We start from the raw sequence: 13,393 nt of genomic DNA on the forward strand, positions 1-13,393 counted from the left end.
GTTACTCTTCTTTTTTAGTCGGTTGAATGGTGTTCTGATGAAGTATTTCGTCAGCTAACTCATTACCTGCTTTAATATCCGATTCAGAAAGCTTATTTCTTAGTAGCTTAAGTTCTCGAATTGCTTCTTCATTTTTATTTTTCGCAGCAATCTTAAACAAAGCATATGCTTTGATCCAATCTTTATCTACCCCCAACCCGGCAAGATACATATAACCCAATTTGGACTGGCCAACCGGGTTCCCTTGAACTGCAGATTTTGTAAACCAGTACACCGCCTGTTGATAATCTCGAGGGATACCGGTGCCTGTAAGAAGTAATTGACCTATTTCAGCTTGCGCTTCAGATTGCCCGCTTTGAGCAGCTGCCTGATACCAATAAGCTGCTTTTTCTGGGTTTGCCTCCACTCCATATCCTTTAAGGTAATAATAAGCCAAATAGGTTTGTGCTTTTACATGACCTTGATTTGCTGCTTGAGAAAACCAATAAAATGCCAATTTATCATCTTGAGCAACACCTTCTTGCTGCCCGGTATATAATAGACCCAAACTGTATTCAGCCCTCACATCGCCTTGATTGGCTGCCTGCTGATACCAGTAAAATGCCTTATTAACATCTTTTTTTGTACCTTCTCCCATAATGTAATCGTATGCGAGATTCACTTGTGCCTTGCTGTATCCTTGTTTTGCAGATTTTTCAAACCATTCAAATGCAGTTTTTTTATTAGCTGGAACACCATCACCAGATACATACATTAGTCCAATATTTCTTTGAGCAATTGCATTACCTTGATTTGCTGATTTCATGTACCACTTAAACGCTTCAGAAAAGTTCTGTTTTACTCCTTGCCCTAAATCATACATAAAACCCAAACTGAGCTGGGCTAAGGCATTATTTTTTTCGGCTGATTTTTGATACCAATTTATTGCTTGTGTATAATTTTTAGCAACACCTTCTCCGTATTGGAACATTCGGCCAAGTAAATACATTGCCTCAACATTTCCCTCTCGAGCGGATTGCATTAAATAAGGGTAAGCAGTACTATAATCTCCATTTTGATATGCAGCGAAACCAACAATTTCATCTGCAAATGCAGTATTCATTACCAGCAATGCTGCTAAAATCACCCTGCGCATGCGGACTCCAATTCAGTCTTCTTATCTAAAGCGTAGAATAAAGAATCAACAAAGCAAGTGCGCTGAAAAAATTATAGATAGTATGTGCTTTGAATATTATCTAAAAAAATCGAAAAATACGTAATATTTACTTGAATTTTTTATTCGTCATTTTCCCATCTTATGGTAAGTTTTGTGGACTTTATTCTGCAGCCGGGATTTCTGGTATCAATAGATTTAGCCTTAAAGTAATCCCTGCAACGATGCAGGGACTCTTATTTTTTTACTTGCCAGCAACCATCATTTTTTCAATGAGAACTGAGCCACATCGTGTCGCGATATTTGGATTAATATCATTACCTACCGCAAGAATGGATTTAAATATATCTTTTAAATTACCAGCAATCGTAATTTCATCAACTGGATATTGAATTACGCCATCCTCCACCCAATAGCCACCGGCCCCCCGAGAATAATCACCTGTAACAATATTTATTCCTTGGCCCATCAATTCAGTGACCAATAATCCTGTACCCATTATTTTTAATAAGTCAGCAAGATCACCTGCCGTAGGATCAATTGTTAAATTATGGACTCCATCGGCATTTCCAGTTGTTTTTAATCCCATTCTACGCGCAGAATAACTTCCTAAGACATATTGCATCACACGACCTTTTTCAACAATTAGATTAGGACGCGTTGGGACCCCTTCGCTGTCAAATGCTGAACTTCCTAAAGCACCTTTCAAATGAGGCTGTTCATAAATACGAATAAACTCAGGAAAAATTTGTTCTCCTATGGAATCCAACAAAAAAGTATTCTTTCTGTAAAGATTTGAACCACTAATTGCATTGATAAATGTTGAGAATAAGCCACTGGAAATTCGGGATGAAAAAATAACTGGAATGGCTTGTGTTGTAATCTGTTGCGCCCCTAAACGATTCACAGCGCGATCTACAGCATTCTTAGCAATTACATGGAAATCAATCAAATCCTTTGGATTACGGACAGTAGTGTAGTCGTAATCGCGTTGCATCTCCTCGCCATCCTTCGCGATTAAAGAGCAACTTAAACTGTGGCGTGTACTGTGAATAAATCCGGATCCACCCGATGTATTAGCAAAACCATGGTGCGATTCATAAGAAGATACATTCACCCCATCTGAATTAGCTATTCGCTTATCCAGCGATAAAGCATAATGTTCACACTTTAAAGCCATATCAATTGCTTGTTGCGGACTCACATCCCAAGGATGAAACAAATCAAGCTCGGGATGATTTTTGGTCATTAACTCTTTATCTGCCAATCCGAAGCATGGATCTTCTGCGCTTACTCTTGCGATATCACAGGCCGCTTTAACCATCGCCTCCAAAGCAGCAGGCGACGTATCTGTACTACTTGCCCCACCTTTGCGTTGACCTATATATACAGTCAACCCCACCCCTTTATCCTCACTAAATGCAACGGTTTCAACTTCTCCCATGCGCACATCAACTGAGAAGCCTTTGTCATTATTCACTGCGACCATCGCATCGGTGGCACCTTCTTTTCTTGCAAGCTCAAGCACATCATTCATCAAACGAGTTAAATCTATTGTTGACTTATGTACTTCACTATTGTTATGTTGCGTTTTAATTTGCATAAGAGATTCCGTGGTGTTGAATGATGTACATAAGGATACAATAACATGTCTTCACAAACCAATGTTTATCCTGCAAACAAATCATATTTGTTCCATTTATTATTTGTTTTTTACTTCATATTTGCCCCCCTCCATTCTTATGCTGAGGGTTATTGGCGAACATTAAGTCCTGGTATTGAATATCAAGATCTTGCCGGAGGAATACTTTCCCCCTGGGCGCATATTTATACTTTCCGTATCGATCTCAATAGAAATAAACTGGCGCTGATCAGTGCAAAAAGATTATCTCTAAAAAACGCCTCTGCCGATCAATTTGCTGAGCGCAGCAAAGCCCTATTAAGTATTAATGGAGGTTTTTTTGATCATGAGTTTAATCCTCTCGGACTAAGAATTAATAATAAAAAAGTGATTAATCCTTTAAAACGAATTAGTTGGTGGGGAGTTTTTTACATAAAAAATAATAAAGCCTATATTTCGAGCCTTAAACGTTTTAACCATGACAGTGACATTGATTTTGCTATTCAAAGCGGCCCTCGGCTATTAATTAAGCAGAAAATACCCTCTTTAAAACCCGGTATTGCTGACCGATCTGCTCTGGGAATTACGGCTGATGGAAAAGTAATTATTCTTGTATCAACCAATGCGGCAATGACAACCAATAAACTTGCGCACCTCCTCAGATCGCCACCCTTATCCTGCATTGATGCAATCAATTTGGATGGAGGAAGCTCAAGTCAACTGTATTCGCATATTGGTTCCTTTCTGCTAAATGTTCATGGATTTTCCAATGTCAGTGATGCGGTTGTCGTGAAAAAAAGATAGGCAAATGCTTTTAATTAGTAATCTGAATGAAGTGAAAAGGGGGACGTGTTAATGAACTTCATAAAAACATATCCTGCCTTATTCACAAAGCAACAAGTTATGTGTGAATAAACCCACAACTTATCCACAAAATACTCCCATATTATTCTCTTGACCATTCCTCAAAAACACATTATCTTGTTATTTAGCTTCAAATCAAACCCAATATATTGTGCTATAATCCAATTAACCGTTAATAAATTTAACTGACTGTTAATAATAAAATAATAATAAAAATGCGTGGAGGAAAAATGTCCGCAATTCTTGATCCGGTAAATGATGTGCCGCAAACCAGTCAACTGGAATTGACCGCTAATGCCCCTGGTTTATTAAAAACTATTAAACGCAACGGTAAAGTAGTAAATTATGATGATACGAAAATTAAAGTTGCAATTACTAAGGCATTCATTGCTGATGAAGGCGGTACAGCTTCCACCTCAGATCGTATTCACCAACAGATTGAAGAACTTACCCGGCAAATAACACAAGTGTTCAAACGCCGCTTACCCAGTGGTGGTGCTGTTCATATTGAAGACATTCAAGACCAGGTCGAATTAGCACTCATGCGCAGTGGTCACTATAAAGTTGCTCGCGCTTACGTATTATATCGAGAAGAACACCGTAAAGCCCGTGAAAATGAATTAAAACAACAGGCTAGCGATAATAAAATATTACTAATTACTATGCCTGATGGTGAATTAAAGCCATTAGACACCGATCGCATGAATACGATTGTTGATGAAGCATGCCGTAATTTAGAGCATGTTCAAGCAGAACCTGTTCTAAAAGATGCGATGCGCAATCTTTACAATCATGCAAAATTTGCAGACGTGCACAAAGCACTGATCATGGCAGCACGTACATTAGTTGAAAAAGAGCCGAACTATACCTATGTTAGCGCTCGCTTGTTATTAGACAGTTTGCGTATAGAAGCATTGAATAAATTAGATATTCAAGCAGACGCAACTTTTGATGAAATGAGCAAACTCTACCCTGATTACTTCAAAGTATATATCGCTCATGGCATCAAACAAGGAATGTTAGATGTAAAAATGGCTGACTTTGATTTGGAAAAACTCGGCAAAGCGCTGTTACCTGAGCGGGACATGCAGTTTAGTTATTTAAGTTTGCAAACCCTATATGATCGTTATTTCATTCATGATCAAGGAATACGTTATGAGCTGCCTCAAGCATTCTTCATGCGTGTTGCTATGGGACTGGCTTTACGTGAACAAGATAAAAATGAAAAAGCTATTGAGTTTTATCAATTACTGTCTTCATTTGATTATATGTCATCAACACCTACCCTGTTCAATTCAGGTACTATTAGACCTCAGTTATCCAGTTGCTATTTGACTACTGTTCCAGATCATTTAGATGGGATTTACAGTGCAATTAAAGATAATGCCCTGCTTTCAAAATATGCTGGCGGTTTGGGTAATGACTGGACACCAGTACGTGCGATGGGTTCACATATCAAAGGTACCAATGGAAAATCACAAGGTGTAGTTCCCTTCTTAAATGTTGCTGATGCCACTGCAGTTGCAGTAAACCAAGGGGGTAAACGCAAAGGTGCTGTTTGCGCTTATCTGGAATGTTGGCATAAAGACGTAGAGGAGTTTCTTGAATTAAGAAAAAATACTGGGGATGATCGACGTCGTACACACGATATGAATACTGCATTATGGATTCCAGACTTGTTCATGGTACGTGTACGTGAAAACGGGGATTGGACTTTATTCTCACCTGATGAAGTACCGAATTTACATGATCAGTACGGTAAAGCATTCGAAACACTCTATTGCGAGTACGAAGAAAAAGCACGCCAAGGTCTCATCAAAAATGCAAAAACACTATCTGCAGTTAAACTGTGGCGTAAGATGTTGTCCATGCTGTTTGAAACTGGCCATCCTTGGATGACCTTTAAAGATCCTTGCAATTTACGCTCACCACAACAACATGCTGGTGTAGTTCATAGTTCTAACCTGTGTACTGAAATTACACTCAATACTTCAGAAGAAGAAATTGCCGTCTGTAATCTGGGTAGTATTAATCTTCCCGCACACATCAAAAAAGGCAAATTGGATGCTGAGAAATTAAAACGTACCGTTAGAACTGCAATTCGTATGCTGGATAACGTGATCGATATTAATTATTATTCCGTACCTCAGGCACGTAACTCCAACTTGAAGCACAGACCTATTGGTTTAGGGCTAATGGGTTTCCAAGATGCATTATACGAGTTAAAAATTGATTATGCCTCTCAAGAAGCGGTGGATTTTGCTGATTCATCTATGGAGTTAATCAGCTACTATGCAATCGAAGCATCTTGTGATTTGGCAAAGGAGCGAGGTAGTTATTCTAGCTACGAAGGTTCTTTATGGAGTAAAGGTATATTGCCAATTGACTCAATCAATCTATTGCAACAAGCTCGCAATAAATACTTAGAGCAAGATCGTTCACAACGTCTCGATTGGGAAAACTTACGCATCAAAGTTCGTACTCAAGGAATGCGTAACTCCAATGTGATGGCGATAGCACCTACAGCAACTATTTCAAATATTTGTGGTGTATCACAATCCATTGAGCCCACATACCAAAATCTATACGTAAAATCTAATTTGTCCGGTGAGTTCACTGTCATAAATCCCTATTTGGTCGCAGATTTAAAAGCTTTGAACCTTTGGGATGAGGTGATGGTCAATGATTTGAAATATTTTAATGGTAGCGTTCAACCAATCAGCCGTATTCCTGCTGAATTGAAACAACGTTATGCGACTTCTTTCGAAATTGACCCCCTTTGGTTAGTTGATGCGGCTTCTCGTCGTCAAAAATGGATCGATCAAGCCCAATCATTGAATATCTACATGGCTCAGCCATCAGGTAAAAAATTGGACCAACTTTACATGCATGCATGGACACGTGGACTAAAAACCACATATTACTTACGCAGTTTAGGCGCCTCCAATGCGGAAAAATCTACTGTGACTGATGGTGCACTCAATGCGGTTAAAATAATAGCTGAGGAACCTAAGGTATGTTCCATACTCGATCCAGACTGTGAAGCGTGCCAATAACCAGGAGAATTTAAATGTCAGAAAACATAATACAACAACAAGATACAATTCATACTGGTGCCACTGGATATGAACCGCTCGAAATGGGGGCGGCGCGAATTCATGTTGATGATAAACGCATCATTAATTGCCGGGCAGACCTAAATCAGCTCGTTCCCTTTAAATATAAATGGGCATGGGACAAGTATTTAACTGCTTGTGCCAACCACTGGATGCCTAATGAAATTAATATGAGCGCTGACGTAGCGCTCTGGAAAGATCCTAACGGGCTTACCGAAGCGGAACGTTTAATTATTAAACGTAACCTAGGATTTTTTTCAACAGCAGATTCATTAGTTGCCAATAATCTAGTACTCGCTGTTTACAGACATATTACGAATCCGGAGTGCAGACAGTACTTGTTACGTCAGGCCTTTGAAGAGGCACTACATACTCATGCGTATCAATACGTCATTGAGAGCTTAGGCCTGGATGAAGCAGAAGTCTTTAATATGTATCGTGAAATTCCATCCGTAGCGACTAAAGCGGCCTGGGCACTACCGTTTACTCAAAGTTTGGGGGACGAAACATTCCACACAGGAACTGTAGCAAATGATCAGCGTTTATTACGCGACTTAATTGCCTTCTATGTCATCTTTGAAGGGATCTTTTTCTATGTTGGATTTACACAAATTCTCTCCATGGGTCGTCGCAATAAAATGGTTGGAACTTCAGAACAATTCCAATACATTCTGCGTGATGAGTCCATGCATATGAATTTTGGTATTGATGTCATTAACCAAATTAAAATTGAGAACCCACATTTGTGGACGCCTGAATTTAAAGAAGAAATGATTCAACTAATTCACGAAGGTGTTGCATTGGAATATCAATATGCCAAGGACACCATGCCCCAAGGTATACTAGGGATGAACGCTGAAATGTTTGAAGAATATTTGCACTTTATTGCTAACCGTCGTTTAAACCAAATTGGCTTGCCCGAACAATATCCCGGCGCTACCAATCCATTCCCTTGGATGAGTGAAATGATGGACTTGAAAAAAGAAAAGAACTTCTTTGAAACTCGCGTGATTGAATATCAAGCCGGCGGTACTTTAAGCTGGGATGACGAATAGAGATACTTTTAATAAAAAAATCCCCTATATCTGGTTGGGTTGAACCCCACCCAGATATATTAATTCACTCACTGATTTTTTACTCAGAAAACTTTATAAAAACTTATTCTTTTTAATAAGAAAAAAATAAAGATGACATTTCTCTTCCCTATAGTAGAATCTTAAAGCGTTCGAAAATTTTCGACATTGCTTAATGAAATTGATTTCATCCAAATTTATTTGGTACAACACATGAGGTGACAAATGACCAAGAAGACTACACAACAGGAAGAGGATACAAATTATAGTTTTTTACTCAAATGTATGGCAGCAATAACTGCTGCAGCCATAGCCACCGCAGGAATTATAGCTATAGTCTCTCTAAACTCCGCTGCAATAGCAGCAACTGCCGTAGTATCAAAAACATTACTCGCGTCAGCTTTAATTTTCACCCCAGTACTACCCATTGCCCTTTTTGCAATTGGACTCATGCTTGTATTACCTCTTTTATGTGGGTGTAATAATGATTCTTATACTACAGTAAGTACTACTCCAGGGTACAGTAGTTATGGTTTTTACTCTCCATCTTCTGTTTATAATGGGTTTTCCTATTCTGATTACGGTACCAGCACGGTATATTCAAGCAGCAACTCACATGGCCATTCCACTAACGGAACAGTTCATGGACATAATACTAGTCACACACATGGACATGATACTAGTCATACGCATGGACATGGTGCCAGTAATACGCATGGACATTTTTAAGGGATTCTTCCCTCTTCTGAGGGAAGACTAAACCACTTAAGTAGCTGATCTGGATATCTTTTTATTTGATACTCTAAAACTAGAAAATTTGATTTTTGCCCAATATGGCCTACAATTGCTCAGGTATATTTTTTCAAAAAGAATGTATCTTAGGGATCAATGAGTCAGAAAGACACCCCAATGAGGAAGTTATTAACCGCTTTATTGCTAACGGTCACTACGGTCTCTTTAACTGATAATGTAATTATCACTATAGATGAGAAAGCACACACTTATACTACTGTTGAAAGAACGTCAGTCCCTGAAGGTGATTATTATACTTATCATGGATATCGTTTCCATGCCGGTATTCCAAGTGGAAGTGATATATATTGTTAGCAGAGTAAACGACAAAAAACCTCGCTTACTCTATGGCAGCCTGGATGCACCATAGGAGAACTCGAAAACAATAGTTTTAAATTTACGTTTTCACTATTCGGTACCAGGCTACAATTTATTTAGGACCTCAAAACTTTTTTTACTTGAGTCAAAGAAATTAATTTTTGCTTAGCAATTTCTTTCGCACGTTTTCCCGTTGAATAATCAGGTGTAGCATCACCTTCAATATATTGAGCAAACAAGATAGTATGTGCATCACGCTCTATCCACCCAACAAACCATCCAAGCTGCTTGTCCATATTTCGTGAACCATCTTTCTTAAACGGATTGCCCGATCCTGTTTTACCGTACAGCTTCCAACCTCCAGGTAAATTCTCAATAAATAGTAGATCACGAGTCATTTGCATCGAAAAGTGGCTTACCGGGAGCTTATCTTGAGTTAAACCAGATAAAAACTCGACTTGCTCCTGGGGTGAAATTTGCAATGAACTTGAAAGCCACGCGCGAACTAAGCCATTGTTCATGCCTTTATCACCAGAAACATCCTGATTCCCATAATTTAGTACTTGAACATAATGCTTAAATTGTTCCATTCCTAATTTTTGAGTAATAAGCTGACTATACCAAACGCAACTGTGTTGTATCCAAGTAGTTGGATTATGCGGTTGTTTCCAGACATCTAGCCAATCATTGTATCCTTGTTGGAATGGCCATTCAGGATGAGTTTTATCGGTTAATATCCCCTTATCAAACCCCATTAAACTGATAGCAATTTTAAAAGTGGAACAAGGTGCATGGCGCTGAGCACATTGGCCTTCTTGCTTTAGCGTGACACCGTCCTCTTTAGCTATAAAGCAGTTATTGTTTGCGAAAACAATAGAATTAATTACAAGAAAAGCAATAAAAACCAAACATTTTTTCATTTTATAAAACCATCCCATTAACTTGACTATCCCAAAGCATTTTAAAGTAGCTTTCTTTATTATTTATCAGTTCGTTAAAAGTACCATCTTCGATAATTACGCCCCCCTCCATCACCACAATTCGATCCATATGACGAATGGTAGAGAGACGATGAGCAATAGCGATCACTGTCGCATTGTTTTGTTCCAACATAGCATTAATCGATTGTTGGATTTCTTGTTCTGAAAGGGTATCTAAACTTGAGGTCGCCTCATCAAGTACAACAATGGATGCATTTTTTAAAAATGCGCGTGCAATTGCAATGCGTTGACGCTGGCCGCCTGAAAGCTTCACTCCCCGTTCACCCACTAAGGTATCATATTTCTCAGGTAATGATTCAATGAACTCATCAATATTAGCCATAACTGCGGCCTTTTTTATTTCGGCTTGCGTTGCATTCTCTTTTGCATAACCAATATTTTCACCGATAGAGCGGTGAAAGAGCATAATATCTTGAGGAATTAGCGCAACTTGTTGACGCAAAGAATCGGAAGTTATCTCCGAAATCGGTTTATCATCAATCAAAATTTGCCCCGATGTAGGTCTGAAGTTCTTCAGCAGTAAAGAAATTAATGTTGATTTTCCTGCACCTGAATGCCCTACCAAACCAATTTTCTCTCCAGGTTTGATGAATAAATTAAGATCTTTAAATACCCAAGGAGCTCCCTCGCGATATGCAAAGGAGAGTTGTTTGAACTCAATTTTACCTTGATCTATCTGATAGTCCTCTGCATGGGATGCATCTACTTCATCATGAGGCATCGCCAAAATACCAAAAGAGGATTTAAAATCTCCTATTTCTTTTAAAAAAGTACAAAGACTACTCATAAGCGTCCATAAATCAAAAGAAATGGTAATGGCCGTGAGCATAACAAATAAAAAATCGCCAGTAGAAATCTCCCCATGAATACGTAGGTAAATCATAAAGATAAAAACAGCAATCAGCATGAACCAATACAGTACTGAGCCGACTATATTAAATTTAAAATCATACTGATAAAGTTCAATTTGCCGTGGTACAAAATCAGCCGACATCAACTCATTAACCCGTCGATGTTCCGCTCGCCGTTTCGAAAAATAAAACAAAGAAAAAATATTAGTAATGTTATCAGAGAAAGACCCTATAATCTGATGTTTACTTTCAGCCATATTATTAGACAGCTGATTTAGTTTAAGCGCCATAGGTAGCATTATTACCATAACTAACACACACCAGGTCAACATAAAACAAAAAACACTAAAATTGACGACCAATAAAACAAAAACAGAAACAACAACCACACAAAAATGTTTTCCGACAATATGATGGAGATTAGCAAAAACACTATCATATCCATCCAAAAGACCTTTAAGTTTACTAATTACCGTTCCACTAGGCGTATTTTGAAAATAATTATAAGAATGATGTTGAACATAATCGTAAGCGGACGACAATAATCGCTGCCGAGCATAAGGTTCCGCTTTCCATTCCGCAAAATCACTAATTCGCCAAACCACATCCAATATAATTTGCGCTGTGATAAATAGAACAATAGGAACTAACAATTGATGATAGGAAGCAATAGTCTCACTTGAAAACGCATCCACAAGAAGTTTAAAAGAGTAGTTATTAGCAAAAATATAAAACGCGGTGAGCACCGGAGCCTGAAACATTAAGACATACCACCAACGATAAGGCTTAATGACCTGCCACAAAAAATCCCAGGCTGAATGAAATGGATATTTTAAATCTGAAGTGTCCATCATGCATGCTCAAATAAAAAGTCGATGGAGTATACCACATTTAGCCTGCAAAATGCTCATAATTAACTCATTATTAATGATTAAATCTAGAATGAAAAATCACATTTGCGGCAATGTAACGTTGTTATTTTTTCATGATGACGGTAGACTTACGCGTTAGAGTCCCGGTGGCACAGCTGGATAGCGCAGCCCCCTCCTAAGGGGCAGGTCGGAGGTTCAAATCCTCTCCGGGACGCCAGTAAATAAAGACTTGTGTGAAATTCCTCCAATCTTTGTTAGGTTACAGGGGGCGAACTGAGGAAGGTACATAGCGTAAATTATGAAACTATAAATGCTGATGCAAAGCACAATGTGAAAAAGAGCCTGGAGATTGGGCAATAACTTAGAGAGGTAACCAATAATCCTGTAATCAAACGCTATACAGGAATTAAGGTATTGGGAATGTTATTCAATATATTGAACCCCACCAGATAACCAGCATGCTACTGTTCCGCTCGGCATATTAGTTATAGGACATTAATCTTTTCTTCGTTATTCTTAACTGCCTGTGAATAAGATTAATCAATCACTCTCATCGAGCTAATTAATTTCATCTCATTACCTTTGCGATATTTTCTCTTAAACAGTTAGAAATTTATGCTCAATTGTTTCGCATCATCAACAATTACCATCTAATTATTAAATTTATCTCTAAGAAGACTATAAATACATACTGCGTGACCAATTTTTGTATATAATTTTATATCTATGTATAATTATTGTATTATATACAAATTTGAATTGGTGATCTTCATGAAAAACGACAAAGAGAAAGAAAAAAATTCGTCTGTCCCTTCAACTACCTCAGGAGAAAAACAAACCTCTTCCGCTTCAATCACGTTACAACTTTTAAACAAAGAAAAAGAAAAAATAAAAGAAGCAGAAAAAAAAAGAGTCTGCTGCGGAAGCTGCAAAACAACGTTGCAAAATTTGTTTTAAAGAAACCGCTCCGAACCCCAAATGTTTTGGACATGGAGGAGGCGGCGGTGGAGGTGGTGGTGGCTCTGGTCAAACCTCAGAGGAAAAAGCAAGTTCTGGGCAAGATAAATCGCAGGATAAATCTGGAAAAGTAGTTGAGACCACCGATGAATTGATTGGCGAGTTTGCTTCAATAGGAGATAGTGAAAAGCTTGATTTAGAGTCTACTTTTGATCCAGAAATAATTGAAAAACTAATTGCTGACGGGAACTTGTTGGTTGATAGTGATCGTGAATCAATGACTCTTACTATTAAATTACTTTGCGATCCTGATGAATTAACTGAGGAGCAAAGAGAAGAATTAAAAAAATTCATGAAAGCGATTCTAAAGGAATTTAATGAGTTTAAAGTGGAAAATAATCTTTCGGAGGATTGTCTAGAATTGATGGAAGATGAGAAAGGAAACATACTCTCTCTTCGTATTACTATGCCCACAATAGCTTTATACGATGCATTTATTCAGCGGTTAGCAAATAATTTAGTGCCGATACACAGTCCAAAAGCACTAGATAAGGAAAAAGATACAAAAGAACAGAATTTTGCTCCCAATCCACTTTCGATGGAACTCAAACCCTCTATTAAAGTGAAATCATGTAAACAAGAAGAAATTGAGTATAATAAGGATCTAGAGCCCAAGGAGACTGAAAATGAAGAAGAAGTAATCTTTAACCCATCCCCTTTTAAAAAACCCTGGTAAAGAATAAGCGCGAATATAAATGATTTACTTTATCCGCAT

General features: G+C 38.2%; 11 protein-coding genes and 1 tRNA gene. 8 read left to right on the top strand and 4 right to left on the bottom strand.

The window, feature by feature from the left end:
- Position 1: 1 nt before the first annotated feature.
- On the bottom strand, positions 2-1,135 hold the full coding sequence (locus tag ACWTE2_RS01650) for a tetratricopeptide repeat protein (RefSeq protein ID WP_454783877.1): 1,134 nt from the start codon (positions 1,133-1,135) through the stop codon (positions 2-4).
- Between the two features lie 262 nt (positions 1,136-1,397).
- Positions 1,398-2,756 (bottom strand): metalloprotease PmbA, encoded by a 1,359-nt coding sequence (gene pmbA / locus ACWTE2_RS01655; RefSeq protein WP_182390838.1) that lies wholly within the window; start codon positions 2,754-2,756, stop codon positions 1,398-1,400.
- Positions 2,757-2,801: 45 nt separating this feature from the next.
- On the opposite strand from pmbA, the gene ACWTE2_RS01660 reads away from it, so the two are divergent.
- The 5 genes from ACWTE2_RS01660 to ACWTE2_RS01680 all read left to right on the top strand — a co-directional run bounded on the left by ACWTE2_RS01660 (position 2,802) and on the right by ACWTE2_RS01680 (position 8,934).
- The gene (locus tag ACWTE2_RS01660) at positions 2,802-3,578 is read left to right on the top strand and encodes a phosphodiester glycosidase family protein (RefSeq protein WP_454783878.1); all 777 of its coding nucleotides are present in this window, start codon (positions 2,802-2,804) and stop codon (positions 3,576-3,578) included.
- Positions 3,579-3,868: 290 nt separating this feature from the next.
- Complete coding sequence (locus ACWTE2_RS01665; RefSeq protein ID WP_182390840.1) at positions 3,869-6,694, top strand: ribonucleoside-diphosphate reductase subunit alpha; 2,826 nt, start codon at positions 3,869-3,871, stop codon at positions 6,692-6,694.
- A gap of 14 nt (positions 6,695-6,708) precedes the next feature.
- Entirely contained in the window at positions 6,709-7,809 is a 1,101-nt protein-coding gene (locus ACWTE2_RS01670; protein ID WP_182390841.1) for a ribonucleotide-diphosphate reductase subunit beta, read from the top strand.
- Between the two features lie 243 nt (positions 7,810-8,052).
- Positions 8,053-8,556 (top strand): hypothetical protein, encoded by a 504-nt coding sequence (locus ACWTE2_RS01675; protein WP_182390842.1) that lies wholly within the window; start codon positions 8,053-8,055, stop codon positions 8,554-8,556.
- A 180-nt stretch (positions 8,557-8,736) separates the two neighbouring features.
- A complete protein-coding gene (locus ACWTE2_RS01680) occupies positions 8,737-8,934 on the top strand; it encodes a hypothetical protein (protein ID WP_454783879.1) in 198 nt (65 codons plus the stop codon).
- A gap of 119 nt (positions 8,935-9,053) precedes the next feature.
- Here the strand turns inward: ACWTE2_RS01680 and blaOXA are convergent, their stop codons facing one another.
- Together blaOXA and ACWTE2_RS01690 are read right to left on the bottom strand one after the other, a co-directional pair.
- Positions 9,054-9,857: a class D beta-lactamase gene (blaOXA, locus tag ACWTE2_RS01685; protein WP_454783880.1), complete on the bottom strand. Its 804-nt coding sequence runs from the start codon at positions 9,855-9,857 to the stop codon at positions 9,054-9,056.
- A 1-nt stretch (position 9,858) separates the two neighbouring features.
- Entirely contained in the window at positions 9,859-11,643 is a 1,785-nt protein-coding gene (locus ACWTE2_RS01690) for an ABC transporter ATP-binding protein (protein ID WP_454783881.1), read from the bottom strand.
- A 158-nt stretch (positions 11,644-11,801) separates the two neighbouring features.
- Here ACWTE2_RS01690 and ACWTE2_RS01695 point away from each other — a divergent pair.
- The 3 genes from ACWTE2_RS01695 to ACWTE2_RS01705 all read left to right on the top strand — a co-directional run bounded on the left by ACWTE2_RS01695 (position 11,802) and on the right by ACWTE2_RS01705 (position 13,354).
- Positions 11,802-11,878, top strand: a tRNA-Arg gene (locus ACWTE2_RS01695).
- A 554-nt stretch (positions 11,879-12,432) separates the two neighbouring features.
- Complete coding sequence (locus ACWTE2_RS01700) at positions 12,433-12,618, top strand: hypothetical protein (protein ID WP_454783882.1); 186 nt, start codon at positions 12,433-12,435, stop codon at positions 12,616-12,618.
- 151 nt (positions 12,619-12,769) lie between these two features.
- Positions 12,770-13,354 carry a hypothetical protein gene (locus tag ACWTE2_RS01705; RefSeq protein ID WP_454783883.1) on the top strand — a complete coding sequence of 195 codons (585 nt, stop codon included), beginning with the start codon at positions 12,770-12,772 and terminating at the stop codon, positions 13,352-13,354.
- Positions 13,355-13,393: the final 39 nt, after the last annotated feature.

The sequence above is a fragment of the Legionella nigrisilvae genome, assembly GCF_977063395.2.

Coding starts and splice junctions, on each gene's coding strand:
- ACWTE2_RS01650 (WP_454783877.1), bottom strand. CDS start 1,135: ATGCGCAGGGTGATTTTAGCAGCATTGCTGGTAATGAATACTGCATTT.
- pmbA (WP_182390838.1), bottom strand. CDS start 2,756: ATGCAAATTAAAACGCAACATAACAATAGTGAAGTACATAAGTCAACA.
- ACWTE2_RS01660 (WP_454783878.1), top strand. CDS start 2,802: ATGTCTTCACAAACCAATGTTTATCCTGCAAACAAATCATATTTGTTC.
- ACWTE2_RS01665 (WP_182390840.1), top strand. CDS start 3,869: ATGTCCGCAATTCTTGATCCGGTAAATGATGTGCCGCAAACCAGTCAA.
- ACWTE2_RS01670 (WP_182390841.1), top strand. CDS start 6,709: ATGTCAGAAAACATAATACAACAACAAGATACAATTCATACTGGTGCC.
- ACWTE2_RS01675 (WP_182390842.1), top strand. CDS start 8,053: ATGACCAAGAAGACTACACAACAGGAAGAGGATACAAATTATAGTTTT.
- ACWTE2_RS01680 (WP_454783879.1), top strand. CDS start 8,737: ATGAGGAAGTTATTAACCGCTTTATTGCTAACGGTCACTACGGTCTCT.
- blaOXA (WP_454783880.1), bottom strand. CDS start 9,857: ATGAAAAAATGTTTGGTTTTTATTGCTTTTCTTGTAATTAATTCTATT.
- ACWTE2_RS01690 (WP_454783881.1), bottom strand. CDS start 11,643: ATGATGGACACTTCAGATTTAAAATATCCATTTCATTCAGCCTGGGAT.
- ACWTE2_RS01700 (WP_454783882.1), top strand. CDS start 12,433: ATGAAAAACGACAAAGAGAAAGAAAAAAATTCGTCTGTCCCTTCAACT.